The organism is Arthrobacter sp. R4-81 (genome assembly GCF_054792365.1).
Genome location: NZ_CP096445.1, coordinates 2,567,357 through 2,592,629 on the forward strand (window position 1 = coordinate 2,567,357; position 25,273 = coordinate 2,592,629).

Consider the following 25,273-nt stretch of genomic DNA (forward strand, 5'->3'; position numbering starts at 1 on the left):
ACTCAACCTTTCACCCGAACCCCTTAGAAGGAACACCATGAAAACCATCAACAAAGCCCAGACGGCCGCCGCGGGGCTTGCTGTCCTGCTGGCACTGACTGCCTGTGGCGGCGCGGCCACCGGCAAAAAACTCGGCCTGAAGCTGAAGTTCGAAAACACCGCCTTCGACACCATCATTCCCGGCATCGACGGCGGACGCTACGACTTCACCGCCACCACCATGTCCGCCACCGAAGAACGCCTCAAGGTCCTGGACATGATCAACTACCTCAAGGGCGGCTCGGCCGTGGCAGTACCCCATGGCAACCCGCTCAAACTGACCAACGAGACGCTCTGCGGCAAGAACATCGGCGTCACCAAGGGCTCCACCCAGCAACTCAAGCACCTGCCCAACGTCTCCAAATGGACCTGCGAGGAAAAGGGCCAGCCCGCCATCAACGGCATCACCCTGCCCAACGTCCAGGAAGCCCTCACCCAGCTCGACTCCAAGCGCATCGACGGCGTCTTCTACGACGCCAGCGCCCTGGCCTGGGCCAACGAGCAGCAGCCCAACCACTTCCACATCCTCGAACCCCGCATGGACACCCGCACCAACACCAACGTCGCCATGGGCCTGAAGAAGGGCTCCCCGTTGACACCGGCCCTGCAAAAAGCCATCCAGTCCGTACTGGAGACCCCGGAGTACAAGGAATCCCTGGAGTACTGGGGCCTCGGCGAATCAGCCATCACCGAAGCCGCAATCCGCTAATAGCCGTCCATTCAGCAAATAACTACCGAAAGAAGCAAACCCGACATGGAACAGGTGCTCTAAACATGGACGGAAAACTGGCAGTCATCGGACTGGGCAGCATCGGAAGCATGGCACTCTGGCAGGCCTCCCGCCTGTCCGATTCCGTCGTCGGGTTCGAAGCCCAGGTACCTGCTCACGGCCGTAGCGCCGTGGGCGGGGACACCCGGCTCTTCCGCATGATCTACCGTGGATTGCCTGACCTCTACCCCATCCTGGAGCGTTCACGGGATCTGTGGGCTGAACTGGAAGCAGAAACAGGACAGGACATCCTGATCCGCTGCGGCGGCCTGTCCATCGGGGCCAAAGACGGGCCCTACCTCTCGGCCCTGCTGGAAACCACAACGGCCAACGGCGCCGAACACGAAGTCCTCAGCCGCGAGGGGATGGCCGAACGCTACCCGCAGCACAACCTCGGTCCGGACGACATCGCCGTCTACGACCCGAACGCAGGGGTCCTTCGCACTGACCGCGCTGTCGTCGCCGCGGTCGCTGCTGCCGAGGCCAACGGCGCAACGATCCACACCGACACCCCGATCGAAAGCATCAGCGAATCGGCCGACGGCGTCGTTATCACCTCGGGTGATAAGTCCTGGACCTTCGAGAAGGTCATCGTCTCCTCCGGTGGCTGGTCCCAGCGCCTCATGCCTGATTATCTAAAGGCGCACACGGAAACGCGCAGGGTTATCCTGACCTGGTTCGTTGCCCGAGACGGAGCAGAGTTCGGCCCGGAAAGGTTCCCTACTTTCAGCCGGATCTCCGGGGACCGCGCCATGTACGGTGCACCGGCCGTCGACGGCGTCACAGTCAAAGCCACCCTGGACGGCCGCGGAAGGCCAACTCCTCTCGCTGACGCAGTACCGAGGGAACTGACCCCCGCAGAAATCACCGAGACCACCGAAACGATCTTGGAGTTCCTCCCCGGTCTCAATCCGACGATCGTCCGCTCCGATGCCTTCCCCGACCTCTACACGAAGGACCGGAACCCGCTGCTGGGTTGGTTCGGCGGGTCAAGCAGGATTTACGGCGCCACAGGTTTCTCCGGCGGAGGATTCAAAAACGCCACGGGCTATGGCCACATTGCAGCATTCGAAGCGCTCGACAAAGGAACCATCAATGGTCTGGATTTCGTCAGGCCCGAACGCTTCAAGACGAGCTAGGCCAACCTGCAGCCACAAAAAGCTGCACTATGAAGAAAGCGTGAGATGAGTGGGATGTCAATGGTGGCACCAGAAGAACTGTTTGCCTTGGAGGAAAGACCCACAGCACAGCTGATCGCTGATCATCTGCGTGAACAAATCGTCCAGGGATCGATCCGCCCCGGGCAACAGATCAATGAATACTTCCTGGCGAGCCAGCTCAACATGTCCAGAAGTCCTGTCAGGGAGGCACTGCAGCGTTTATGCCAGGAAGGGATCCTCGTCTATCGGCGCAATCACGGATTGTTTGTCTCCCACGTTGAAAGGCATGACCTTAGGGAGATCTACAAGGCCCGCCAGTCCATCGACTCCGCCGCGGCCGGCAGGCTGTTGGATGGCAGCCCGCGGCAGATCAAAGACACCTGTGACGCGCTCAAGGAGATTGTGCGTGAAATGGCCAAGCAGGTGGCCACTTCAGACCGGCACACAATTGCAGGCCTTGAGCTGCAGTTCCACTCAGCCCTCGTTGCCGGCGCGGGAAATTCCCGTTTCATCCGTATCTACAAGACACTCGCGGCTGAATCAAGAATGTGTAACCTCGACATGGATTTCTCCCAGGCACAGAGGGAGGTTCTGGTAGAGGAACATCAAAATATCGTGGACCTCCTGGAGGCCGGCGACAGGGAAGGTCTCCTCACTGCGATCAAGCGGCATATGCAAAAAGCCGTTGAGGACCTCGCCGCAACTCAGCAGGCGCAGTATCCCAGAATACTTGGGTAACGCGCTGTATAATCGACAATCGACAAGAGGGGCGGCATGATGGACGGCAAGTTCAAGTGGCAGGAACAACGGACGACGACGCCGGACGGCGTGTACCGCGTGCTCCGTACAGCCATCCTGGATGGAACTGTGCCCCCGGGGGAACAGCTGCGCGAGACACACATTGCTGCCGATCTCGGAATCAGCCGGTCCCCGCTGCGTGAGGCGCTGACCAAGCTTGAGGAAGAAGGGCTGGTCGTAAAGATCCCCTTCCGGGGATCATTTGTTGTGGAGGTGAGTGCCCGCGACGTCGCCGAGATCGCAGCAATCCGTTTACTGGTGGAGCCTTACGCTGCTGAGCTCTCGGCCCCGGCTTTGCGCGGCCCTGAACAACTTCGGCTGAAGCAAACCATCGAGGAACTTTACCGGGCCACGGACACGCACGATATCCCGGCCAGCGTTGACGCCCACCTTCGCTTCCACAGGCTCTTCTACGAATTCTCGGGGAACTCAGCCCTGCAAGCTCTTTGGAACGGATGGGAGAACAAGCTGCGTCTCTACTTCGCAGTCGATCACCCTACTTACAGCGACCTCCATGAAATCGCCGTTGAGCACGAGAGACTGGCTGGACTTGCTTTAGACGGCGACTTCGACGCCTTTCGTCAGGAGATGGGCGGCCAGTTCCGTAACGCGCTTAGCGCTGAAAGTCCAGAGGAAACGTAGCCCGGGGTCCGGCGTCGAGAACGGGCCGGTTGCTTCGTATTACCGCAGGGGTGTCTTCCAACTGGAATGCACCCCTGTTGTCATATACCGCCATATCCGTATTATTGCGAATCATTCTTGATAAGCTGGGAGGACATCCCACCCCCTCTCCACTAAGGATCCGTCATGTTCCCCGCCCTCCCAGCAGGCAGCAACAGATGAGGCCGACGGCGGCGCGAAAGTTGCGCGCAAAACCCACCCGGCGCCCGGTAAGGGTTGAGCCTGCCCCTCAGCTACTGCTGGCAAGCCCGCTCATCTTCAACATCGGCTTCTTTGCCGTTGTCCCGTTCCTCGCGGTCGCTATGCGGAACGACTTCGGCATGGGCGCGATGGCAATTGGAATCGTCCTTGGTGCGCGCACTTTCGCCCAGCAGGGCATGTTCCTTTTCGGCGGGGTGATCGCGGACCGGTGGGGAGCACGGCAGTCGATGATCGCCGGCTGCCTGGTGCGGATTTCAGGCTTCCTGACGCTGGCCTGGGCCTCGGACTTCCCGCTGTTCCTGATCGGTGCCGTCATCACAGGCATTGGCGGCGCCCTGTTTACACCCGCCCTTCAAAGCCTCGTGGCGGCCGCTTCCCAGGGAGGCGCTACCCGGAAGGCGGATGCCGGGGAAGGTAGAACAAAAGAGGACGCCGCTCGCAGCGGCAGGGGCAACCAGCACAACAGATCATCGCTTTTTGCCTTGGTGGTGGTGTTCGGGGAGATAGGCACGGTTGTTGGTCCTCTGCTGGGAGCCCTGCTGCTCCATACCGGCTTTGATACCGCCCTGTTGGCTGGGGCCGCCGTGTTCACCGTCATGGCGCTGGTCTTTTGGCTGTTCATCCCCAAACCTCAAATTCAAGCCCCCAAAACCTCAAGCGAATTGTCCGGCCATTCACAGTCGTCTGGCCTTTGGTCCTGCCTAAGGGAGAAAAGGTTCATCGGGTTCGCTGCCTTTTACAGTGTCAATCTCCTGGCGGCCAATCAACTCTACTTCGGCCTTCCCGTAGAACTGGAACGCAGCGGTGCGGGCATCCAGGCCCTGGCGATAGTCTTTGCATTCGCGTCCGTCCTGACAATCACTCTTCAATGGCCTGTTGCACGGCTAATGCGCAAGGCCGGACCTAAAACAGCGCTCCCCCTCGGCTTTGCCCTCCAGTCCACGGGCTTCGCTTCCGTCGCTGCGTTGGCGATCATTGCACCGCCAGCCGATCTGCCGATGCTGCCGGCCCTCGTACTGGTGACAGGTCTTGCCCTCGGCAACATGTGCGTGACACCCATAGCGATGGGACTTGTACTCGAGTTTTCCGCCGGACGTCCCACCGGGGCCTATTACGGGCTGCTCGCCAGCGCCGGAGGGCTCGCCGTCGTCATCGGCAACACCGCCCTGGCCCCGCTTTACGAACTCGCCTACACGCCCTCAATCACGGCATTCGCTCCCTGGCTCCTCCTGTCCCTGCTCGGAGCGATAACCGCAACGTTTATCCACAGGTTCGTTCCCAAACCGCCCTCCCCCGCCGCAGTGACTCAGGACCTTCCAGAAGCGTGCTCGATACAGAACGGTGTCCAGGGCCTGGCCTCAAGACGGCCTTCGGGAATGGCAGAGCCACACACTGCACAGAGTCCGTAACTGCCATTGGCAATCCGGGCAAGAGCTGCCTCAATCTGCTCCAGTCCCGCCCGGCTTTGCTCCAAGAGTGCAGTGGCCTGGGAAAGCTCGAAAGCGATGGTGCTGCCTTCGGGATCATGCTCATCATCAACATTGGAGTTCTCCCGGGCTGCACTCACCGAGCCGATGTCCCGGCGGAGTGCCTTCAGGAGGGCATCTTTTTGGTCCCGCTCTCCCTCGAGAAGGACCCGGAAACGTGCCATGTCCACCATGGTCTGCAGGCTACCCCCAACACCGGGCACCGTCGAGGATTCCAGCATTAGAACCGGGCCAACCTTGGCAAATCGGCCTTGGGCGGGTAGCTGTCATTGAAAGTGCACTATGAGTGCATTATGCTGCATGTATGAATGCAAGCATAGCGTCCCTGGCGTCCGCAATCGGCGCCCGGGTCAAACAGGAACGTCAGGCCCGCCGCTGGACCCTGGACCAGTTGGCCGAAGCGGCAGGCGTGAGCCGTCGCATGATCATCAATGTGGAACAGGCAACCATGAACCCCAGCGTGGGCACGCTGCTGCGAATCAGCGATGCCCTCGGAATTGGTCTCCCTGATCTGGTCCAATCCCCCGAACCCAAGGCCGTCAAGGTGATCCGGAAGGGTGAGGGTGCAGTCCTATGGAGCAGCGAATCCGGCGGCCGCGGCGTGCTGGTAGCCGGGACAGAACCTCCCGAAATTGTTGAATTGTGGGATTGGATCCTCGGCCCGGGCGACAAGCACACCAGCGAGGCTCACACGCCCGGCACGAAAGAACTCCTGCAGGTTCAGGAAGGCTCAGTCGCAGTCAGCGTCGCGGACCAAACGGTCGCCCTCAACACCGGGGATTCGATAACCTTCCCCGGGGATGTGGCCCACTCATACGCCAACAACAGCACCGAACCGGCGAGGTTCTCGCTCGCCGTCTTCGAGCGCGGCGTGGGGTCACAGCATAGGGAGGCCGGCAATGCGTAACGCCGAAGCACTCCAGGAAATCCTCAAGGCAGGGCACGTCGAGCCTGCGGTATTCGAGCTCCGGCCCGACTACCGTGCCCTGTTGATCGCCGTCGACGGACTCGTGCCGGGACCGAGCGATGACGCCAGCATCGCCTTGCTGGAGCAGGCGGAAGCAGCAGCCAAAATGGCATTCGCGGAGCAAAAAGTGGAACACCTCCCCCACGTCGCAGCATGGCGGGAGGCGTACCAAGCCTTTGGAGCTAAGCCCAACCGCACCCGTAACAGCCTCGAAGCACTGGTCCGCCGCGCTGATGCCGGGCTCCCCAGGGTCAACAGGCTCACCGACCTCTATAACGCTGTCTCGGTGCTGCACCAGATTCCGCTCGGCGGCGAAGACCTCGCAGGCTACGTCGGGGCACCGCGTCTTATCCGTGCCACGGGTCAGGAACCGTTCGACACGGTGGCAAACGGAGCGCCCCTGACTGAATACCCGGATCCAGGTGAGGTGGTCTGGTGTGATGACGACGGCGTGACCTGCCGCCGCTGGAACTGGCGTCAGGGCCGGCGCACTCAACTCCGCGACGAGACCACCACAGCCTTGTTTATCCTCGACGCACTCGAGCCAATGACCACCGAAGCCCTCCTCGCCGCGGGCGAAGACCTGACAACACACATCGTCCGCCTTGGCCCCGACGTCGTCACCACTCAGCACCTCATTGAGTCCGCTCAGTGAAGCCCAATACTTTCCGAAGGAAGCCACAGCAATGAAGCGAACCCCTGATAAGCACAACCGGGCCTCCGTCCATGACTCCACCTGGGCGGTCCATGGAGGAAACAGCATCGACAAAGGTACCGGCGCGCTCCGCACGCCCTTGGTCATGGCAAATTCCTATGTTCTCCCGGACGACCCCTCCGCAATGGATTGGTCGAGTGTTGACGAAGGGCTGGTTTACACGCGAAACGCCGGCGCCAACCAGGTGGCTCTTGAAACCAAGCTCGCGGCCATGGAGGGCGCTGAAGCTGCCGCCGCCTTCGCGACTGGTGTGGCGGCACTGCACGGCGTCTTCTTCACCCTGCTGAAATCAGGCGATCACGTTGTGGTCTCCAATGTGACGTACGAAGCGGTGTACCGCCTGTTCGGCGAACTTCTTCCGGAAAAATACGGTATTCAGGCGACGTTCGTGGACGCCGATGATCTCGACGCAGTACGGGCTGCTGTGCGTCCCAACACAAAGCTGATCCATGCCGAAACCATTGCGAACCCGACAACCAAGGTGGCCAACGTCGCAGCACTGGCAGCCATCGCCAAAGACGCCGGCGTACTGCTGACCATCGACGCCACGTTCACGCCGGCACCGTTCTACCGCGCGCTTGACGACGGGGCCGACCTGGTCATCCACTCCCTGACCAAATACATTAACGGCCACGGCGATGCCATGGGCGGAGTGGTCATCGGGCGACGCGAGCTGGTCCAGCACATACGGCACGACGCCATCGTGGATGCCGGTGGCGTGATTTCCCCGTTCAACGCATGGATGATCATGCGCGGCTCCGTGACGTTGCCGCTGCGCCTCAAGCAGCAGTTCTCAAGCGCCGAGAAAGTGGCGGCGTTCCTGGAATCCGAACCCCGGATTGCCTACGTGCTCTACCCCGGATTGGCCTCCCATCCACAGCACGAACTGGCCGGCAAACAGTTCGCTGGCCGCGGATACGGCGGCGTGCTCGCGTTCGCCATCGAAGGAGACTCGGACACCCAAAACCTCTTTGTGAAGAACCTGCAGGTCATCACCTCCGCGGTGTCCCTTGGACACGATGAGACGCTCATTGTGCACGTGGGCCCGGACGCCCGTGGAGGATCGGAAAATTACCCGGCCTCTTTCCACAAGTATGGTCACCTGCGTCTTTCGATCGGCCTTGAGGACCCGGAAGACATCATCGACGACATCCTCAGCGCCCTTGACAGGACGCTCGGGGAAAACTAACGCCGGAAGCCTACCGCCCAGCCGTCCGACTCCAGTAGCGGTCAAGGACCGAAACGGCGACCGCCACGGTGATGAGTCCGGATGCCAGGAACAGAGGGAGTTGGGCGGCAGGAGCGATGATCGCCCCGGCCAAGGCAGTGCCGGCCGATCCTGCGGTAATTTTCAAGGCACCCACCCAGACAAACACCTGACCGCGCGCCTCGGCAGGTGCGTACTCGCTTCGCGCTGCCAGGGTTGCGGCGAAGAAGCAGGAGTTGAGTAGCCCAGCGAAAGCGTAGGCCACGATGGCCGCCGGAAATACTCCGACGAGCGCTGCCCCGCAAAGGGCAGCACCCACGGCAGCACCGAGCCCGGTCATCAGCGGGTCCGCATCGGTTCTCATGGGCCGGATCATGACGCCCGCGGATCCGATCAGTCCGCCCAGCCCGTACGCTGCCGTCAGTATCCCGGCTGCAGCCGGTTCAACGCGGAGCATCCCAGTGGACGCGACGGCGGTGATGGGCAGCGCTGCGACAGACAGGGCGACGACGACAGTCAGGTAGAGCGTGCGGCGCAAGGGACCGCTTCCGACCATCATCAGCAGTGTCTGGCCCGGCCGGGGAACGTCCGACGGAACAGCTGCAGGCGGCGAATAGGGCAAGAGCCAGACCACAGCGGCCGCAACAACTGTTGATGCGGCAAGGAGAAGTGCCGCGATGGCGGGATCCGCCCACGCCGAGACAGCCGCCACCAGCGCAGGCCCAATGGTGCCGCCGATACCGTAAGTGGCAACGTCCCACCCCTGAGCCCGACGCTGGCTTGTTCTGTCACTGCCGGCGATAGCTGCCAGGCGGCTACTGATGCCACCGGTCAGGAGCGGGCCAACCAGCCCGGAGACCAGGAGCAGTACGCCCGGCACGATGGGCGGTGTCACCGGGTACAGCAGGACAGCAGCAGCCAGGGTGACACCATGCGCAATGCAGGCCAAGGCGATCACCGTTCGGCCATCACGGGCGGTGTCCAGACGCCTGGCAATGAGGGGACCAAAGAGATGCGGTGCCGTGATGCACGCACCAAGGATCCCGGCCACCCATCCGGGGGCGCCGCTGGTGGTCACGAGCAGGACGATGGCGACGACGGCACCGCCGTCTGCGCTGCGGGCCAACGTGGCCGCAAGGACGTAACGTGCAAGACCTCCGGAAACCGTGGACTTTCCCGTCTCCTTCCGGGTCTGGCTTTTTCCACCGAGAAGACTCACGGTGCCCTCCTCCAAGTCACTCGCACTGGTTATGCCTTCAACCCGCTCTGGCGGATGGCTTGTGCAACCTTTTCCCTGCCCTCGCTGTCCAGCCCGCGCAGGGGTAGCGGCAGCGCTGAAGACCTTACGATTCCGAGGTCTTCTGCAAGGGCCGCAGTTACCCGGAGGCTGCCGTAAGTTCGGAACAACTGCCACATCGGCTCAAGCTCTGCCGACGCTTTCAAAGCAAGCTCGCGGCGACCGGCCAAGGCATGATCCACGATGGCCTTGGCCTGTAGCGGAAGCACCCCTGCAATCACCGAATACCAGACGTCGCAGCCGGCCAGCAGCGCCTCGGCCGCAACCCAGTCCCCGCTGATCCCCACGGATGTTCCCTGCGGCAGCCGGGAGCGGAGCTCTCCGATCCGGGCGGAAACCTTACCGGCAGCGGGTGGTGGAATCTTTATCCCCGCGATTCCCGGGATCCTTGCGATGCGAGCGTGAAGATCGTCCGAGAATGTGAAGCCCGTTGTACCCGGGTTGTCGTAGACGACGATCGGAAGGGCTGTTTCAGCGGCGACTTGCTCATACAGGCCGAATACTTCCGCCTCGGTGAGCCGCTGGTAGGAGACTGGAGCCAGAAGCAAGGCAGATGCACCTGCTGCCTGCGCATCCCCTGCCAGTGCAAACACGTCCCGGGTACGTACTGCCCCTACACCGGCCAAGACAGGAACGCCATGAGCGGCATCCACGGACGCCTCCAGGACGGCCCGCCGTTCATCACGGGACAGGTAGGCGTAGTTCCCCGTCGAACCAAGGACACCCAGGGAGTCCACTCCGGCCTGGGCTGCGCGGGATACCAGCTGGGCAACAGCTTTGAGGTCGACATTTTCACCCTGCATGGGAGTGAGGGGGAATGCACTGAGGCCGTTGAACACGGAGTCCTTCTTTCATCGGGCTGTGCAGGCCGAGGCCAGAGCGCAGCGTGAGGTACTTACCGATTTCATGCTGTCAAAGGCTTTGGTCCTACACTAGGTCCAAGAATCACCAAGTTTGGAGGTCCAATGAGTGAAGCCGAAATTCCCATCGATCTGGACAGGGACAGCTCTGTTTCCTTGGCCGCGCAAGTAGCCGGCCAACTGCGTGCCGCCATCCTCAACGGAATCCTCCAACCCGACCACACCCTTCCTGCTACCCGCAGGATGGCTTCAGAATTGGGCATTTCACGGGGTGTGGTGGTCCGGGCATTCGAGCAGCTGTCCGGGGAAGGGTTCCTCGAGAGCAGCGGAGCAGGCGGGACCACGGTGGCCGTCCGGCCCGACATCCAACGACCCCCAAAAAAGGAGCAGCATCCCAGCCGTGGCCCCGAGACGGCTGACCTGATAGATCTGACTCCCGGGCGGCCATCAGGGTCACCGTTCAAGGACCGCGAATGGCGCAATGCCTGGAAAAAGGCGTTATCGGAACAGGGAAACACCCACCTGCCGCCGGCACTTGGAACGGTCGCGCTGAGGAAAGCTGTCGCAGGGCATCTGGCGGTGTCACGGGGCCTCGCCGTCGAACCTGAAGATGTCATTATCACTGGCGGAACCAGTGATGCCCTGCACCTGATTGTGTCCATGCTGCGCACCCGCGGAGCTGATCCGCGCATCCTGCTGGAGGATCCCGGCTACCCAAGAGCCCGCTGCGTCATGAGAGCCGCTGGCGCTCAGCTGCAGACTGTTCCGGTGGACGAAGACGGTCTGCGAACTTCACAGCTGGCCGCACTCACGGACATTCCGGACGCGGTTCTCATAACGCCCAGCCACCAGTATCCACTCGGGGGCCGAATGGCTGTCCAGGAACGGCTGGGGCTCCTGAAATGGGCCGACCAACACAATGTGCTCGTTCTGGAAGATGACTACGACAGCGAATTCCGTCACAGCAGAATGCCCCTTCCTGCCGTTTCCTCACTTCCCACAAATGCTGAAGTAGTACTTTTGGGAACGTTTTCCAAGAACCTGAGCCCCTGGCTGCGTTGCGGTTACCTCGTGGTTCGCGGCGAATCGGGCCGCGGGCTGAAAGCACTACGTGAAGCCCTGGACACGCCTGTGGCAGGAGTGCTGCAATCAGCCCTGGCGCATTACATCCAAGGGGGAGGACTTTCACGCCACGTCACGCGCGCGCGTCGGGAGTACTCGCACCGCCGTGCCCTGCTTATCGACCGCCTCGGGGCCCGCGAAGACTTGGAGCTCGGCGCTCTTGAGGGAGGGCTCCATGCTGTTATCCGTTTCCAGGAACCCAAGGCTACAGCTGTGGCTGCGAAAGCTCTCGAGCAGGGCATCCGAGTGGTGCCCCTGGCTGACTACTACGCCGACCGGCCCCCAATGAACGGCCTGGTCATAGGGTATGGCGCAGTCACCGACCTCCAGCTGTCCGAAGCTCTCAACCTCCTGGGAAGCCTTCTCGACGCGGACCCAGTAGCGGAAGATTAGCTGCCGTCGTCGTCAATCCAGAAAGGTGGTTACAACATCCCGCACCAGTTCGGTCCTTGCCAGTCCGAAGAAATGTGTTGTGCCGGGAAACACTGCGAGCTGCGAAGCGGGCACTCCTTCAAAGTCGCCGTTCACATCTCCCCCGCGCAGCTGAAGGAAACGCACCGCATGCTCGAGCTTGACCATGTCGCAATCACCGACGGTGATCAGTGTGGGCGCGGCAATGCCGCGGATCTTGTCGTCACTCCAGCCTGTGGCACCCGCATCGTAGCCTCCGAGCTTGTCCAAGAGCGCCTGGAGATGCTCGTGGTCCGGGTGCGGCGAAACAGCCAGATAGCGCTCTTCCATTGGGGTACCGGCAATCATATCGACTGTCATCGCAGCAACCGCTTCGGCGTTTCCGCCCCGGTCGCCGTCGGGGCGAAATGACACCGACGAGACAATGAGTTTGCGCACAAGGTCCGGACGGTTGACGGCAAGATGCAGTGCAACCGCGCCGCCGACGCTGAATCCGAACACATCGACCTCCCGGACCTGCAGATGGGCAAGGAGCCCGACGACGTCGGAGGCCAGGTCGGGGGTGTTCAGTGGACGGTCGATGTCGTTGGTTCGGCCGTGACCTTGAAAGTCCGTGGCGATGACCTTGCGTCCGGCCGACAAGCTTGGGATCAATGCCCCAAACTGCTGCTGGATATCGAACAGCCCGCCATGCAGGAGCAAGAGCGGTGTGCCGCCGGCACCATGCAGCTCGTAGTACATCTGCATTCCGTTGACTGGGGCATACCCGCTTCCGGGACCTTCGGTCACATCCGGGTGCATCGCCGCGTCCTCCACTCCCCGTCCACCGCTTCGTTTCGGGCTATCCTAGTCCGGATGCTGTCTCGGCAGCAGGGCAATCAGACGCCCCCTGCGAAGCCCCTGCTCCCTCACTTCCAGGTCCTGCAACAAACTCACCCGAAGCTGGGCACTCCTGAGTCTAGGAACTTAGGTGGAGCGCCGATTCGAGTCCCAGCCCCCGGCTTCCGCCAACCGCCCCTGTCAGTGTCCAGGACGCAGGGGTGCCGCTCAATGCAGGCATTACCTCTCCCCTGATGATGAACCTCGCGTCGCCCGGATCACCACTAGCCGACCACCAGCCGGTTGTTGGGCAGTGATGACCAGTGCGTGATGGTTCCTCGAGAATGAGAGTCGAAGCAGCGGGACGACGTTTCTTCATGACATTCCTTTATTAAGAGGCCGGACGGGTACCGTCCTCGGTTGGTAATGCACATGGTCAGTCTAGCCGATTGTCAACAATCCACAATAGGTTCGGAGGGTTGGTTTTCGCGTTTTTGTTGACAGTTGAACAGTGGGCATTTAGATTCATAGTGAATGAAATAACCGCAACTCAGCTCGAACCGATGCACTGGGCTCCGAACTGGACCCGCTAGCACCAAGGAGAAATCATGAGCAATAACCCCCAGACCATCCGGAAGCCGTCCCGGGCCATGATCAACGGCTTTGATCCGAACCGCCTCGGTGAGCTACCGGCTCAGATGCAGAAGAACATCCGACGCCGTGACCAGAGCCTCGGGCCGAGTTACCGGCTCTTCTACGACACCCCCCTGGAAATCGTTCGTGGCCAGGGCGTCATCCTGTTTGATCAGGAAGGCAATGACTACCTCGACGTTTACAACAACGTTCCCTCGGTCGGGCACGCCCACCCGAAAGTCATCGCAGCTGTCCACGAACAGATGCAGATACTGAACACCAACACCCGCTACGTCCAGGAATCGATCCTGGACTACTCGGAGCAACTGCTCTCCACGTTCCCCGCAGAACTTGGCCACGTCATGTTCACCTGCACCGGCTCCGAAGCCAACGACCTCGCCATGCGCGTAGCCAAATACGCCACCGGCAACCAAGGCATCATCGTCACCTCCGGCGCCTACCACGGCCTGACAGCCGAGGTAGCATCATTCTCCCCCTCCCTGGGCGCAGGCGTGCCCCTGGGCGCAAACGTCCGCGTCATCGACGCCCCCGACGCCCTGCGCTTCTCCTCCGATCAAGGATCCCTCGAAGACCACCTGCGCAACCAGGTCCGCGCCGCCATCGCAGACCTCCACCGGCACGGCATCGGACTCGCCGCCTTCATCGCCGACAGCATCTTCTCCTCCGACGGCGTCTTCGCCGGCCCCACAGGGTTCCTCAACCCCATCATCGAAGAAGTCCACGCCGCCGGCGGCCTCTACATCGCAGACGAAGTCCAACCAGGCTTCGGCCGCACCGGTGAGCAGTGGTGGGGCTTCCAACGCCACGGAATCGTCCCGGACATCGTCACCATCGGCAAACCCATGGGCAACGGCATCCCCGTCGCGGCAGCCATCTTCAAACCCGAACTCCTCGTAGAGTTCGGCAAGAACATCCGCTACTTCAACACCTTCGGCGGAAACTCCGTAGCCATCGCCGCCGCCCAAGCCGTCCTGGACGTCATCCGCGAGGAATCACTGATAGAAAACGCCCTCAAAGTCGGCGAAAAAATCATCACCGGACTCAAAGACCTCAGCCAAGGCCTGGACCAGGTCGCCGAAGTCCGCGGAAGCGGCTTCTTCATCGGCGTCGACCTCGTCACCGACCGAACCACACTCACCCCCAACGGCGACGCCGCCGCCACCATCGTCAACACCCTCCGCGAAGACCGCATCCTCATCTCCGCCTGCGGCGCCCAAGGCAACGTCCTCAAACTCCGCCCCCCAATGCCCTTCTCCACCACCGACGCCGACCGCCTCCTCGACGGAATAAGCCGCGCCTTCAAAACACTGCACTAAACCCGAACAGACTGGCCGTGCAGACTCACTTAAGGTTGGGCTATGAGTAGCAACCCCTCGGCACGTGACTACAGCAAGGCGTCGGTTCTTGACGCGGTTCTTTCAGAGGCGCCTTTGACTCGTAGCAGGCTTATCGAATTGACGCATTTGAGCCAGCCGACTGTGTCCCGGAAGGTGGATGAGCTTCTTCTTGACGGTTTTGTCGTCGAGCAGGGAGTGGATGCGGTAGTGCGGCGCGGCCGGCGCTCAATTTATTTGGATGTACCCGGTACAGCAGGGCACATTGTCGGCATCGCTTTCGGAGCGCGCACCACTTGTGTCCTGGTAACAGATCTGAGAGGTCGCGAGGTGAGGCACGTGATCGTTCCCAGCCTCGAGGGGAAAGATGGCGCGATCACTGCCCAGTGGCTGGTGGACTTGATTGTGGAGACAAGTGATTCCGCCGAGGGGCCTTTGCGCCAAATTGTTGCCGCACTGCCCGGCCGTTTTGTCAGTGGCAGCAACTCGTCGGCAGGATCAGAATCAAGCAAGATCTTGATGAATTCGCTGCTCCAGAAGTCGCTTGAAGACCGATTGAGAGCTCCGGTGGTCCTTGAGAGCGATGCCAGTGCGTCCCTACGCGAAATCCTGAAGGATGACTCGAGCATCGGGAATGCAGCTTTGTTCATGCTTAGTACTGTGCTGAGCTTCGCCAGTTGCAGGGATCATGAGATCGCGCAGGGGCGGACACCCGCTTTCGGTAATCTGGGCGCTGTCCTCTTTTCCGGCGTCGGCAACGAAACCCTCGATGGGCTCTTGAGCACGAAGGGGCTCCTCCGATTCGCCAAGGGTCGGGGACTGGGCCTGGCGGGCATCGAAGCGCTCTGGGCCCAACCGCACGAAGTGCAGTCCCGCGCGGAAGTGGTGGAGGCGTTTACGACGGCGATCGTGACCGCCGTCGGTGCCGTTGCAGTTACCCTGGACCCGGAATCCGTGTATTTTGTGGGGCGCTTAAGTCCGCTCGTGGACGAAGTGCTCCCCGAGGCGCGCGGGCGACTCGCGCGAAGCCTTCCCGTCGTCCCGGAGATCAGGGTCGTATCCCAAGTGGCCGGACTATCGGTGGCCCGGGGAGCAGCGTATGCGGGACTGGCTCTGGCCCAGTCCCGGCTCAGGGAATTGATGCTGACCAGCTCTTGAATTAGTCGTTTTATCGAGCACATCTAAAGCTGCAATAGTAGTACTGTTCAACAGTTGAGACATTTACTGTTCAACTGTTGACATTGAACGAAAAGCAGGGTTTTATTGCTTTACGGAACGAGAGCTGAGTCACAGCTCACATGAAGCATTAGTTACATCGCCGCCCCTCGCACATTGCATGATGACGCCGAGCGGCAGGCATTGGAAAGACTGCACCTTCGGCCGGCACTTGCCGCTGAACCCATTGAAGGGAAGCACCATGAAGACCAGAAACACGATCCAGACCGCGGCCGCAGGACTTGCTGTGCTGCTGGCCCTGACTGCCTGTGGCGGCGCGGCCACCGGCACCCAGGCCACGGACCTGCCCAAGACACAGAACACCCGTGACATCTCAGAAGGCGTCCAGCCCGACGCCGCCGCGGTCGCACTGCTGCCCGAGTCCTTCAAAACCAAGGGCGAAATCACCGTCGCGATGGACCTCAGCTCCCCGCCGATGACCTTCCTGGCGGAAGACAACTCCACCCCGATCGGACTCAACCCCGACCTCGCCCGCCTCGTCGCCAAAAAACTCGGCCTGAAGCTGAAGTTCGAAAACACCGCCTTCGACACCATCATTCCCGGCATCGACGGCGGACGCTACGACTTCACCGCCACCACCATGTCCGCCACCGAAGAACGCCTCAAGGTCCTGGACATGATCAACTACCTCAAAGGCGGCTCGGCCGTGGCAGTACCCCATGGCAACCCGCTCAAACTGACCAACGAGACGCTCTGCGGCAAGAACATCGGCGTCACCAAGGGCTCCACCCAGCAACTCAAGCACCTGCCCAACGTCTCCAAATGGACCTGCGAGGAAAAGGGCCAGCCCGCCATCAACGGCATCACCCTGCCCAACGTCCAGGAAGCCCTCACCCAGCTCGACTCCAAGCGCATCGACGGCGTCTTCTACGACGCCAGCGCCCTGGCCTGGGCCAACGAGCAGCAGCCCAACCACTTCCACATCCTCGAACCCCGCATGGACACCCGCACCAACACCAACGTCGCCATGGGCCTGAAGAAGGGCTCCCCGTTGACACCGGCCCTGCAAAAAGCCATCCAGTCGGTACTCGAAACCCCCGAATACAAAGAAGCCCTCGAGCACTGGGGCCTCAGCGAATCAGCCATCACCGAAGCCGCAATCCGCTAGTGGGTGACCCTATGTTGAAAACGATTCCCCAAGGAAGCGGAACCATAATGACCGGGACGGATTCAGCGCTCAAGCCAAGGCTCAAGCGGCGCAGCACCTTCGAGTACGTCGCCTGGGTGGTGTGCAGCCTGATCGGCATCGGCATCCTGGCTTCGGTTTCGACGAATCCGAACTTCAGGTGGGGCATTGTCGCCCAGTACTTCACCCACGACACAATCATCCGCGGGCTGATGCTCACACTCTTCCTGACCTTTGCCAGCATGGCCCTCGGAACGCTCCTGGGGCTGGGCCTGGCAATCATGAGGGGCTCGAAAATCAAGCCGATCGCGGCCACCGCGAATGTCTACATCACCCTGTTCCGCGGCACGCCGGTCCTGGTGCAGCTGATCTTCTGGTTCAACGTCTCCGCGTTGTACCCGGACCTGAGCATCGGCATCCCGTTCACCGACATCGGCACCAAAATTGACACGAACGCCCTGATGGCGCCCATCACCGCAGCATTGGTCGGCCTGACCCTGAACGAAGCCGCCTACATGGCCGAGATCATCCGTGGCGGGTTCTCCTCGGTGGGCAAGGGCCAGATCGAAGCCGCCGACTCCCTCGGCATGAGCGGTGCGATGAAGATGCGCAAGGTCATCATCCCCCAGGCCATGCCCTCCATCATCCCGGCCACCGGCAACCAGGTGATCGGCATGTTCAAGGGAACCTCCCTCGTCAGTGTCCTGGGCGTCGCGGAACTGCTCCAAAGCGCCCAGCTCATCTACGCCCGCACCTACGAAACTATCCCGCTGCTTATCGTGGCCAGCCTCTGGTACCTCGTGATGACGCTGCTGCTGAGCTACCCGCAGTCCAAGCTCGAACAGAAATACTCCCGCGCAACCTCCAGGCTCCCCCGGAAGGCCAAGAAAGTTGTTGTGTTGGACGAACCGGAAGAAGGTAACCTCCGATGAGCACCGACGGAACGATTCTTGCCCAGAAAATCCGGAAGTCTTTCGGACCCAAAACAGTCCTCAAAGACATCAACCTGGAAATCGCCAGCGGAGAGATCTGCTGCATCATCGGCCCCAGCGGCTCGGGGAAGTCCACCGTCCTGCGCTGCATCAACGGCCTGGAGACCGTCGACTCGGGTGTGCTGAAAGTCAACGGCGAGGACTTCGGCTACTACGAGACCGCGCACGCCTACCACGCACACAGTCCCAAGAAGCTCGCCGAGCAGCGCACCAGGGTGGGGATGGTGTTCCAGTCGTTCAACCTGTTTCCGAACATGACCGCCCTGGAAAACGTCATGTCCGGACCTGTCCTGGTCAAGGGCGCAGCTAAGAAACAGGCGGCCAAGCGGGCGCACGAACTGCTCGCCAGCGTTGGTCTGGCCGGGTTCGGGGACTACTACCCGGCCCAGCTCTCCGGCGGGCAGCAGCAGCGCGTCGCGATCGCCCGGTCCCTTGCGATGGATCCGGAGATCATGCTCTTTGACGAACCCACCTCCGCACTGGACCCGGAAAAGGTCGGCGAAGTCCTGGCCGTCATGAAGGACCTCGCGAAGAAGGGCGTGACCATGGTGGTGGTCACCCATGAGATGGGCTTCGCCCGCGAAGTGGCCGACTCCCTGGTCTTCATGGACGACGGCTACGTCGTCGAACGCGGCGACGCCCGCGAAGTCCTCTCCAACCCACAGGAACCCCGCACCCAGGCCTTCCTGGAACAGGTGCTCTAACCGTGGATGGAAAACTCGCCGTCATCGGCCTGGGCAGCATCGGTTCCATGGCGCTCTGGCAGGCCTCCCGGCTGTCCGACTCCGTGACGGGATTCGAAGCCCATGCTCCCGCCCATGGCCGCAGCGCCGTGGGCGGGGACACCAGGCTCTTCCGTATGCTGTACCGCGGACTGCCTGACTTCTACCCCATCCTCGAACGCTCCCGCGAACTCTGGACCGATCTCGAAGCTGAAACAGGCCAGAACATCCTCACACGCTGTGGGGGGCTTTCGATCGGAACCGCGGACGGGCCCTACATCGCGGCCTTGCTGGAGACCACCAGGGCGAACGGCGCCGAGCACCAGATCCTCAGCCGCGAAGAGATGGCCGAACGCTACCCCCAGCACAACCTCCGCCCGGATGACGTCGCCGTCTATGACCCCAACGGCGGCGCCCTGCGCACCGACCGTGCGGTCACGGCGGCAGTTGCTGCGGCCCAGGCCAACGGCGCGACAGTCCACAGCAACACCCCGATCGACAGCATCACCGAAACCGCCGACGGCGTCGTCATCACCTCAGGCGGGAAGTCCTGGACCTTCGAGAACGTCATCGTCTCCTCCGGCGGCTGGTCCCAGCGCCTGATGCCCGATTACCTGAAGGCGGCAACCCAGACCAAGCGCGTCTTCCTGACCTGGTTCGTCGCCAAAGACGGAGCCGAATTCACCCCCGAGAACTTCCCCGTCTTCATCCGGATCTACGAGGACCGCTCCATGTATGGGGCGCCCGCCGTGGATGGGGTTACGGTCAAGGCAACCCTGGACGGCCGCGGAGGACCGACGCCGGACGCCGACGCCGTGCCCAGAGAACTGTCTCCCGCAGAAATTATCGAGACCACCGAAACCGTCACCGAGTTTTTCCCCGGTCTGCTTCCCAACATCGTTCGGTCGGACGCCTTTCCAGACCTTTTCACCACGGACGGTCACCCCCTGCTCGGTAGGGTCAAAGAAGGAAGCAGGATCTACTGTGCCACAGGCTTCTCCGGTGGCGGCTTCAAAAATGCCACAGGATTCGGCGAAATCGCTGCACACGAAGCCCTCGGCAAACGATCTTTCGACGGCCTGGAGTTTGTGCGTCCCCAACGATTCAAAACCAGCTGACCTGGTAGCCCTTTCCCTTCCATCATTGAAAGCGTGACATGAGCACTTCATTTGATTCCAGTACCCTCTACACCGACCTGTTCATAGATGGCGTCTGGCAGAAGGCCAGCAGCGGGGCGACGTTCCCTGTTGAGAATCCGGCCACAAATGAAGTCATTGCCCACGTCGCCGATGGTGGTCCCGAAGATGCTGCCCTGGCCATCCAGGCAGCGGGCCGCGCCCAGGCAGCGTGGGGCAAGTCCACGCCGCGGGAACGGGCGGACATCCTGCGCCGCGCCTTTGAGCTGGTCATTGCCAACGCCGACCACCTCGCTGCGATCATGACCGCTGAGATGGGCAAGCCGCTGGCCGAGGCGAAGGGTGAGGTGGTGTACGGGGCCGAGATGCTCCGCTGGTTCTCCGAAGAGGCCGTCCGGATCGGCGGGGACAACACCACCTCGGTGGACGGCAACACCCGGATCATGATCACCAAGGAACCCGTGGGTCCCTCGGTGCTGGTGACCCCGTGGAACTTCCCGCTGGCCATGGGGGCGCGCAAGATCGCCCCCGCGGTCGCGGCCGGCTGCACCATGGTCTTCAAACCGGCCGAACTGACCCCGCTGACTTCCCTTGCCCTGGTGGACATTTTCCGCCAGGCGGGCCTTCCTGACGGTGTGCTGAACGTCGTGACCACCGCCAGCGCCGCGCCCGTGGTGGAGAACTGGACCGCCAGCGGCATCGCCCGCAAGATCAGCTTCACCGGCTCCACCGGGGTGGGGAAGATCCTGCTGAAGCAGGCTGCGGAGAACGTGATGCGTTCCTCGATGGAACTGGGCGGCAACGCCCCGTTCATCGTCCTGGCCGACGCCGACATCGAGAAGGCCGTCGACGGGGCCATGAAGGCCAAGATGCGGAACATGGGTGAAGCGTGCACCGCAGCGAACCGCTTCTTCGTGCACCGCTCAGTGGTCACCGAATTCAGCGAGAAGTTCGCCAAGAAAATGTCCGAACTGCAGGTCGGCAACGGCGCCCTGGCCGGAACCGACGTCGGTCCCCTGATCGAGCAGAAGGGCCTGGACAAGGTCGAAAGCCTCGTCGCCGACGCCCTCGCCAAGGGCGCCAGCGTCCTCACCGGCGGAAACCGTCCCGAAGGTCCCGGCTACTTCTACACCCCCACCGTCCTGACCGAGGTGAGCCTGGACGCGGACCTGATGAACACTGAGATCTTCGGGCCCGTAGCCGCGATCACCACCTTCGATAGCGAAGACGAGGTGCTGCGCGTGGCCAACGACACCGAATGGGGCCTGGTGGGCTATGTGTTCACCGAAAGCACCGCCAAGGCCCTGCGGTTCTCCGCCGAACTCGAAGTCGGAATGGTCGGCATCAACACCGGCCTCGTCTCCAACCCGATCGCCCCCTTCGGCGGCATCAAACAATCCGGACTCGGACGCGAAGGCGGAAAGATCGGCATCGAGGAATTCCTTGAATACAAATACACCGCAATAGCAATCTAGAGACCTCAGTTCAGATGAGAGGATCACTAGCAGCCAAAGGCCTGTTCAGCTTGGAGGGAAGGCCCACAGCGCAGCTGATCGCAGATCAGCTGCGCGAACAAATCATTCAGGGGGTGTTCCGCCCCGGAGAACAGATCAATGAATCCTTTCTGGCCGTCCAGTTGAACACGTCCCGGAGCCCCGTCCGGGAAGCCGTGCAGCGGCTGTGCCAGGAAGGCATCCTCACCAACCGGCGTAACCACGGCGTCTGCGTGCTCGAACTAACGGCCCAGGACAGCAAGGAAATCTACGCCGTGCGTGAGGCAGTGGAAACCAACGCTGCCGATAACCTGCTCAGCAGCAGTCCCAAGCACATCAAGGCCACCTGCCAGGCCCTGAGAACAATTCTCCGGAACATGAAAAGGCGAGTTGACGCAAACAATTGGAAAGCGGTGGCCCAACTGGACATGCAGTTCCACACCACCCTCGTCGCGGCTGCCGGTAACAGCAGAATGACGCGAATCTACAAAACCTTGGCCGCGGAATCAACCATGTGCATCCTTAACCTGGAAATCGCCTACCCACAGGCTCAGACCCTGATCCAGGAACACGAGAACATCCTCTACCTGCTCGACACCGGCAGTAGGGAAGAACTTAATAAAGCCCTCAGGCAACATATGCAAAAAGCCGTTCACGACCTCAGCACCAAGGAGAAACAAGCCGTGGCCAGCACATCTCAGGTGAACTAACGGCAAAAGAAGGTCCTGCCCTATGGGGTGGTCTACTGCACTACAGTTGACCACGCATGTAGGATGAAGGCATGGTTGAGCAGATTAAGATAGTCCATTCATCTACCGTGCAACAGGTCGCGGATGGTCTCACAGCCATGATTCTTAGTGGAGGACTCAAGCCAGGCGAACGTCTGAGGGAGAGTCTCCTCGCGGACAACCTTGGACTTTCCAGGAACACTATCCGTGAAGCCGTCCGCATAGTTCAAGCGGGCGGCCTCATTCGTCATCGCGCAAATCAGGGCGCCATCGTTTGGGACCCCACCGACGCGGAGATCATGGACGTCTACAACGCGCGATACCATCTGGAGACCACAGCCGCACGGAGTATCTCCGAAAGCACCTCGATGGACGAGGTTCACGCCGCCATGGAGGAGTTCCGGGCAGTTTTGAAGAGTGGAGACCCATTCAAGATTGTCGAGAAGGACCTTGCGGTTCACAGCGCGATAGTCGGACTCCTCGGAAGCCAGAAATTGCGGACCTTCTATCAGCAATTGGTGACTGAGCTGAGGTACTTCATGTTTGTGCTTTCTATCGAGCATCACGAGTACGAGGACCCGGATACGCTCGAATCTGAGCACCAAAACATTGTTGACGCACTTGACTCACGTGACCCAGTACTGGCGGAGAAGGTCATTTCAGACACGATCATCCAGTATCGGGAATCCATCCGAGGCATTATCGCCGAGAGGCATAAAGCAAAGTAAGTTCTGACGCGCAGCGCCGGTTAGGGTGCGGGGACGAATCCGAGTTGTTTGTCTACGATGTTTTCGAGTGGTTCGTTGTTGCAGTAGCGTTTGAGGTTGTCGACGAAGAGTTTGCCGAGGTCGTCGAGGTAGTCTTCGGTGTCGCCGCTCATGTGCGGGGTGATGATGACGTTCTCCATGCTCCAGAGCGGATGTCCGGCGGGGAGCGGTTCGGGGTCCACAACGTCCAGGGCGGCGCCGGCGATCGAGCCGGTGGCCAGCGCGTGGGTCAGGGCTGCGGTGTCCACGAGCTGGCCGCGGCCTACGTTGATGAGCCGGGCTGAGGGTTTCATCGCTGCGAGCACGTCGGCGCCTGCGAGGCCGGTGGTGTCGGCGGTCAGCGGCGCGGCGAGGACGAGGTAGTCGTAGTCTCCTGCGACGCGGGCCAGGTCCCGGGAGGAGTGGATGACGTCGAAGTCCGCGTCTCCTGGCCGGGTTGTTCTTCCGGCTCCGCTGACTTCCATGCCGACGGCGCGGAAGAGGCGGGCGATTTCGCGGCCGATGGATCCTGTGCCGACCACGAGGGCGGTTTGGCCCTGGATTTTGCGGGTGATCCGGTGCTGCCAGCGCTGTTCCTGCTGGAGACGGTAGGACCCGTGGGAGTCCTTGGCCATGTCCAGGACGAAGCCCAGGGCGAACTCGGCGATGGCCCGGCTGAGCACTCCGCGGGAGTTGGTGTAGACGACGTTGCTGTGGACGAGTTCGTCGAAGAGGAGCTGGCTGACGCCGGCGGCGGAGACGTGGATCCATTCCAGCGTGGACGCGGCGGCCCAGTTCTCCTTCAGCGCGGGTGAGAAGGAGTGCCACTGGTAGAGCACGTCCGCGCCGTCCATGGCTTCGGCGAGTCCGTCGGCTTTGGTGAGGCGGACCTCTGCGAGTTCCTGGACTTCGGCGATGCGTGGCGGGAGGGCCTCGCGGTAGAGGGCCGCGACGACCGGCCGCCTGGGCACGGGGCTCATGCTGTTACCTCGGCGCTAGTGTAGTTAGTCATGGTGTGGTCCTTTCGGTCAGGCCGCCGAGGACCTGCCAGCGGGCCTGTGACTCGCCGAGGTTGATGATGGTGTTTTTCGGTTCTGTCATTTCGCGGACCGCGTGGCGGACCCCTTCACGGCCTACCCCTGATTTTTTGAACCCGCCAAAGGGCATGGAGTCGATCCGGACGTCGGACGTCTCGTTGATGACCACGGCGCCGACGTGGAGTTTCTCCGCTACCGCCAGGGCCAGGTCGATGGACCGGGTGAAGACCCCGGCCTGGAGGCCGAACTCGGTGTTGTTCGCTTCGAACACGGCGTCCCGGACCTCGATGAACGGCAGGATGCTGACCGCCGGGCCGAAGACCTCGTCCCGGATGACCCGGGCGTCGGAGGGGACATCGGTCAGGACGGTCGGTTCGTAGTAGGCGTTCCGGCGGATCCCGCCGGTGTGGACGGTTGCCCCGGCGGCCGTGGCTTCGTCCACCCATTCCTCTACCCGCCGGGCTTCGGCTTCGGAGATGAGCGGGCCAACGTCGGTGGACCGGTCAAGCTTCGGCCCCGTGCGCAGCTCCCTCGTCCCGGCCGTGACCAGCTCCAGGACCGTATCGAACAAGGAAGTGTGGACGTAAACGCGCTGCACGGACAGGCAGTTCTGCCCCGCCACTCCGAACGCGCCGGCCACGATGGCCTTCGCCGCGGCCTGCGCGTCAGCGTCCGCGCACACGATCGTGGCGTTGTTCCCGCCGAGTTCGGAGAGGATCTTTTTCGCCCCGGCCGCGGCGGCGATCCGTTCGGCCGTCGCGGGGCCGCCGGTGAAGGAAATCAGGTCCACCCGCGGGTCAGTGACAACAGCCTCGGACACCCCGGGGCCGGTGACGATCGCGGCGATCCGTCCCGACGGGACACCCGCCTCCAGCAGCAGCTGGACAAAAGCCAGCCCGACCAAAGGGGTGCGGGTGGAGGGCTTCAGCAGGACCCCGTTGCCGCCGATGATGGCCGGGCCCAGCTTGTGCGCCACGAGGTTCAGCGGATCATTGAACGGCGTGATCGCCGCGACAATCCCCACCGGCTTCCGGTTGTACCAGCCGATCTTGCCAGCCCCGGCCATACTGTCCTCAAAACTCAGGGTCTCCCCCGCGAGCTCCTCAGAAGCAGCGGCGGAAAGCCGCAAGGTCTCGGCGCAACGCCGCACCTCACGCTCCGCCTCGGTGATGGTCTTGCTGCTCTCAGCGGCAATGATGTTGGCGAACCGCTCAGCCTGCTCCCCCAACAACACCACCGCCCGCTCCAGCGCCTCCCGGCGCAAACGGAGCGGCCACTCGTCCGCCTGAAGGTGGCGGTGGATGTGAGCCGTTGCCCGGCCCACATCCGCCGCCGTCGAACTGCACGCCAGCCCCAAAAGGAACCCATCCTCAGGATCCCGCACCTCCAGGGTCAACTCCGAGGTCTGCCACTGACCTTCGAAGAAGGCACCGCCCGGAAGTTGTATGACCTCTGCCCGCCCGTCTGCGGTTCCGGTGATTCCGGCTGATTCCTGGCCCGCGTCAAGAGCGTTTATGGATGGAAGCATGGGATTTC

24 protein-coding genes are annotated in these 25,273 nt (G+C 61.9%); 18 read left to right on the plus strand and 6 right to left on the minus strand.

All coding sequences use genetic code 11. The features are described from left to right. Window positions 1–37: 37 nt before the first annotated feature. The 5 genes from M1E05_RS12045 (at window position 38) to M1E05_RS12065 (ending at window position 5,057) form a co-directional block, all read left to right on the plus strand. Window positions 38–748: a transporter substrate-binding domain-containing protein gene (locus M1E05_RS12045; protein WP_461163070.1), complete on the plus strand. Its 711-nt coding sequence runs from the start codon at window positions 38–40 to the stop codon at window positions 746–748. Window positions 749–813: 65 nt separating this feature from the next. Further along, a complete protein-coding gene (locus tag M1E05_RS12050; protein ID WP_461163071.1) occupies window positions 814–1,947 on the plus strand; it encodes an FAD-dependent oxidoreductase in 1,134 nt (377 codons plus the stop codon). Between the two features lie 45 nt (window positions 1,948–1,992). After that, the gene (locus M1E05_RS12055; RefSeq protein WP_461163072.1) at window positions 1,993–2,706 is read left to right on the plus strand and encodes a GntR family transcriptional regulator; all 714 of its coding nucleotides are present in this window, start codon (window positions 1,993–1,995) and stop codon (window positions 2,704–2,706) included. 36 nt (window positions 2,707–2,742) lie between these two features. Beyond that, on the plus strand, window positions 2,743–3,408 hold the full coding sequence (locus M1E05_RS12060) for a GntR family transcriptional regulator (protein WP_461163073.1): 666 nt from the start codon (window positions 2,743–2,745) through the stop codon (window positions 3,406–3,408). A gap of 197 nt (window positions 3,409–3,605) precedes the next feature. Continuing rightward, complete coding sequence (locus M1E05_RS12065) at window positions 3,606–5,057, plus strand: MFS transporter (RefSeq protein ID WP_461163074.1); 1,452 nt, start codon at window positions 3,606–3,608, stop codon at window positions 5,055–5,057. Here the strand turns inward: M1E05_RS12065 and M1E05_RS12070 are convergent. Continuing rightward, window positions 4,955–5,308 carry a TraR/DksA family transcriptional regulator gene (locus tag M1E05_RS12070; RefSeq protein WP_458114481.1) on the minus strand — a complete coding sequence of 118 codons (354 nt, stop codon included), beginning with the start codon at window positions 5,306–5,308 and terminating at the stop codon, window positions 4,955–4,957. The two genes, M1E05_RS12065 and M1E05_RS12070, sit on opposite strands and share 103 nt — an antisense overlap. Before the next feature lie 131 nt (window positions 5,309–5,439). On the opposite strand from M1E05_RS12070, the gene M1E05_RS12075 reads away from it, so the two are divergent. Genes M1E05_RS12075 through M1E05_RS12085 form a run of 3 tightly spaced genes read left to right on the plus strand, consistent with a single transcriptional unit; the run spans window position 5,440 to window position 8,006 of the window. Further along, a complete protein-coding gene (locus M1E05_RS12075; protein WP_458114191.1) occupies window positions 5,440–6,042 on the plus strand; it encodes a helix-turn-helix domain-containing protein in 603 nt (200 codons plus the stop codon). Further along, the gene (locus M1E05_RS12080) at window positions 6,035–6,757 is read left to right on the plus strand and encodes a B3/B4 domain-containing protein (RefSeq protein WP_458114192.1); all 723 of its coding nucleotides are present in this window, start codon (window positions 6,035–6,037) and stop codon (window positions 6,755–6,757) included. Before M1E05_RS12075 ends, M1E05_RS12080 begins: the two co-directional genes overlap by 8 nt. A gap of 31 nt (window positions 6,758–6,788) precedes the next feature. Continuing rightward, window positions 6,789–8,006: a trans-sulfuration enzyme family protein gene (locus tag M1E05_RS12085; protein WP_461163075.1), complete on the plus strand. Its 1,218-nt coding sequence runs from the start codon at window positions 6,789–6,791 to the stop codon at window positions 8,004–8,006. A gap of 10 nt (window positions 8,007–8,016) precedes the next feature. Here the strand turns inward: M1E05_RS12085 and M1E05_RS12090 are convergent, their stop codons facing one another. Together M1E05_RS12090 and M1E05_RS12095 are read right to left on the minus strand one after the other, a co-directional pair. Beyond that, window positions 8,017–9,243 (minus strand): MFS transporter, encoded by a 1,227-nt coding sequence (locus tag M1E05_RS12090; RefSeq protein WP_461163076.1) that lies wholly within the window; start codon window positions 9,241–9,243, stop codon window positions 8,017–8,019. Between the two features lie 29 nt (window positions 9,244–9,272). Next, window positions 9,273–10,160: a dihydrodipicolinate synthase family protein gene (locus M1E05_RS12095; protein WP_461163077.1), complete on the minus strand. Its 888-nt coding sequence runs from the start codon at window positions 10,158–10,160 to the stop codon at window positions 9,273–9,275. A gap of 126 nt (window positions 10,161–10,286) precedes the next feature. Here M1E05_RS12095 and pdxR point away from each other — a divergent pair, with 126 nt between their 5' ends. Then, window positions 10,287–11,696, plus strand: coding sequence for a MocR-like pyridoxine biosynthesis transcription factor PdxR (pdxR, locus tag M1E05_RS12100; RefSeq protein ID WP_461163078.1), 1,410 nt, complete (start codon window positions 10,287–10,289; stop codon window positions 11,694–11,696). Between the two features lie 12 nt (window positions 11,697–11,708). Here the strand turns inward: pdxR and M1E05_RS12105 are convergent, their stop codons facing one another. Next, a complete protein-coding gene (locus tag M1E05_RS12105; protein ID WP_461163079.1) occupies window positions 11,709–12,515 on the minus strand; it encodes an alpha/beta fold hydrolase in 807 nt (268 codons plus the stop codon). Window positions 12,516–13,141: 626 nt separating this feature from the next. Here M1E05_RS12105 and M1E05_RS12110 point away from each other — a divergent pair. The 9 genes from M1E05_RS12110 (at window position 13,142) to M1E05_RS12150 (ending at window position 22,682) form a co-directional block, all read left to right on the plus strand. Next, on the plus strand, window positions 13,142–14,503 hold the full coding sequence (locus M1E05_RS12110) for an aspartate aminotransferase family protein (RefSeq protein ID WP_461163080.1): 1,362 nt from the start codon (window positions 13,142–13,144) through the stop codon (window positions 14,501–14,503). Window positions 14,504–14,545: 42 nt separating this feature from the next. Continuing rightward, the gene (locus tag M1E05_RS12115) at window positions 14,546–15,679 is read left to right on the plus strand and encodes an ROK family transcriptional regulator (RefSeq protein ID WP_458114199.1); all 1,134 of its coding nucleotides are present in this window, start codon (window positions 14,546–14,548) and stop codon (window positions 15,677–15,679) included. Window positions 15,680–15,938: 259 nt separating this feature from the next. Then, the gene (locus M1E05_RS12120; RefSeq protein ID WP_458114200.1) at window positions 15,939–16,865 is read left to right on the plus strand and encodes an ABC transporter substrate-binding protein; all 927 of its coding nucleotides are present in this window, start codon (window positions 15,939–15,941) and stop codon (window positions 16,863–16,865) included. Window positions 16,866–16,912: 47 nt separating this feature from the next. Next, window positions 16,913–17,815 carry an amino acid ABC transporter permease gene (locus M1E05_RS12125; RefSeq protein ID WP_458114201.1) on the plus strand — a complete coding sequence of 301 codons (903 nt, stop codon included), beginning with the start codon at window positions 16,913–16,915 and terminating at the stop codon, window positions 17,813–17,815. Next, a complete protein-coding gene (locus M1E05_RS12130; protein ID WP_461163081.1) occupies window positions 17,812–18,579 on the plus strand; it encodes an amino acid ABC transporter ATP-binding protein in 768 nt (255 codons plus the stop codon). Before M1E05_RS12125 ends, M1E05_RS12130 begins: the two co-directional genes overlap by 4 nt. A gap of 2 nt (window positions 18,580–18,581) precedes the next feature. Further along, window positions 18,582–19,715, plus strand: a complete 1,134-nt coding sequence (gene solA, locus M1E05_RS12135; RefSeq protein WP_461163082.1) for an N-methyl-L-tryptophan oxidase — start codon at window positions 18,582–18,584, stop codon at window positions 19,713–19,715. A 38-nt stretch (window positions 19,716–19,753) separates the two neighbouring features. After that, a complete protein-coding gene (locus M1E05_RS12140; RefSeq protein WP_461163083.1) occupies window positions 19,754–21,208 on the plus strand; it encodes an NAD-dependent succinate-semialdehyde dehydrogenase in 1,455 nt (484 codons plus the stop codon). 14 nt (window positions 21,209–21,222) lie between these two features. Beyond that, window positions 21,223–21,936 (plus strand): GntR family transcriptional regulator, encoded by a 714-nt coding sequence (locus tag M1E05_RS12145; protein ID WP_461163084.1) that lies wholly within the window; start codon window positions 21,223–21,225, stop codon window positions 21,934–21,936. 71 nt (window positions 21,937–22,007) lie between these two features. After that, entirely contained in the window at window positions 22,008–22,682 is a 675-nt protein-coding gene (locus tag M1E05_RS12150) for a GntR family transcriptional regulator (protein ID WP_458114205.1), read from the plus strand. A 20-nt stretch (window positions 22,683–22,702) separates the two neighbouring features. Here M1E05_RS12150 and M1E05_RS12155 read toward each other — a convergent pair whose 3' ends face one another. Both M1E05_RS12155 and M1E05_RS12160 read right to left on the minus strand, forming a co-directional pair. Continuing rightward, entirely contained in the window at window positions 22,703–23,680 is a 978-nt protein-coding gene (locus M1E05_RS12155) for a D-2-hydroxyacid dehydrogenase (protein ID WP_461163085.1), read from the minus strand. A gap of 28 nt (window positions 23,681–23,708) precedes the next feature. Then, window positions 23,709–25,265 (minus strand): aldehyde dehydrogenase family protein, encoded by a 1,557-nt coding sequence (locus M1E05_RS12160; RefSeq protein ID WP_461163086.1) that lies wholly within the window; start codon window positions 25,263–25,265, stop codon window positions 23,709–23,711. Between the last annotated feature and the right edge of the window lie 8 nt (window positions 25,266–25,273).

Bases quoted from the DNA above. Each gene is read 5' to 3' on its own strand.
- M1E05_RS12045 (WP_461163070.1), top strand. From the start codon at position 38: ATGAAAACCATCAACAAAGCCCAGACGGCCGCCGCGGGGCTTGCTGTC.
- M1E05_RS12050 (WP_461163071.1), top strand. From the start codon at position 814: ATGGACGGAAAACTGGCAGTCATCGGACTGGGCAGCATCGGAAGCATG.
- M1E05_RS12055 (WP_461163072.1), top strand. From the start codon at position 1,993: ATGAGTGGGATGTCAATGGTGGCACCAGAAGAACTGTTTGCCTTGGAG.
- M1E05_RS12060 (WP_461163073.1), top strand. From the start codon at position 2,743: ATGATGGACGGCAAGTTCAAGTGGCAGGAACAACGGACGACGACGCCG.
- M1E05_RS12065 (WP_461163074.1), top strand. From the start codon at position 3,606: ATGAGGCCGACGGCGGCGCGAAAGTTGCGCGCAAAACCCACCCGGCGC.
- M1E05_RS12070 (WP_458114481.1), bottom strand. From the start codon at position 5,308: ATGGTGGACATGGCACGTTTCCGGGTCCTTCTCGAGGGAGAGCGGGAC.
- M1E05_RS12075 (WP_458114191.1), top strand. From the start codon at position 5,440: ATGAATGCAAGCATAGCGTCCCTGGCGTCCGCAATCGGCGCCCGGGTC.
- M1E05_RS12080 (WP_458114192.1), top strand. From the start codon at position 6,035: ATGCGTAACGCCGAAGCACTCCAGGAAATCCTCAAGGCAGGGCACGTC.
- M1E05_RS12085 (WP_461163075.1), top strand. From the start codon at position 6,789: ATGAAGCGAACCCCTGATAAGCACAACCGGGCCTCCGTCCATGACTCC.
- pdxR (WP_461163078.1), top strand. From the start codon at position 10,287: ATGAGTGAAGCCGAAATTCCCATCGATCTGGACAGGGACAGCTCTGTT.
- M1E05_RS12105 (WP_461163079.1), bottom strand. From the start codon at position 12,515: ATGCACCCGGATGTGACCGAAGGTCCCGGAAGCGGGTATGCCCCAGTC.
- M1E05_RS12110 (WP_461163080.1), top strand. From the start codon at position 13,142: ATGAGCAATAACCCCCAGACCATCCGGAAGCCGTCCCGGGCCATGATC.
- M1E05_RS12115 (WP_458114199.1), top strand. From the start codon at position 14,546: ATGAGTAGCAACCCCTCGGCACGTGACTACAGCAAGGCGTCGGTTCTT.
- M1E05_RS12120 (WP_458114200.1), top strand. From the start codon at position 15,939: ATGAAGACCAGAAACACGATCCAGACCGCGGCCGCAGGACTTGCTGTG.
- M1E05_RS12125 (WP_458114201.1), top strand. From the start codon at position 16,913: ATGACCGGGACGGATTCAGCGCTCAAGCCAAGGCTCAAGCGGCGCAGC.
- M1E05_RS12130 (WP_461163081.1), top strand. From the start codon at position 17,812: ATGAGCACCGACGGAACGATTCTTGCCCAGAAAATCCGGAAGTCTTTC.
- M1E05_RS12140 (WP_461163083.1), top strand. From the start codon at position 19,754: ATGAGCACTTCATTTGATTCCAGTACCCTCTACACCGACCTGTTCATA.
- M1E05_RS12145 (WP_461163084.1), top strand. From the start codon at position 21,223: ATGAGAGGATCACTAGCAGCCAAAGGCCTGTTCAGCTTGGAGGGAAGG.
- M1E05_RS12150 (WP_458114205.1), top strand. From the start codon at position 22,008: ATGGTTGAGCAGATTAAGATAGTCCATTCATCTACCGTGCAACAGGTC.
- M1E05_RS12155 (WP_461163085.1), bottom strand. From the start codon at position 23,680: ATGAGCCCCGTGCCCAGGCGGCCGGTCGTCGCGGCCCTCTACCGCGAG.
- M1E05_RS12160 (WP_461163086.1), bottom strand. From the start codon at position 25,265: ATGCTTCCATCCATAAACGCTCTTGACGCGGGCCAGGAATCAGCCGGA.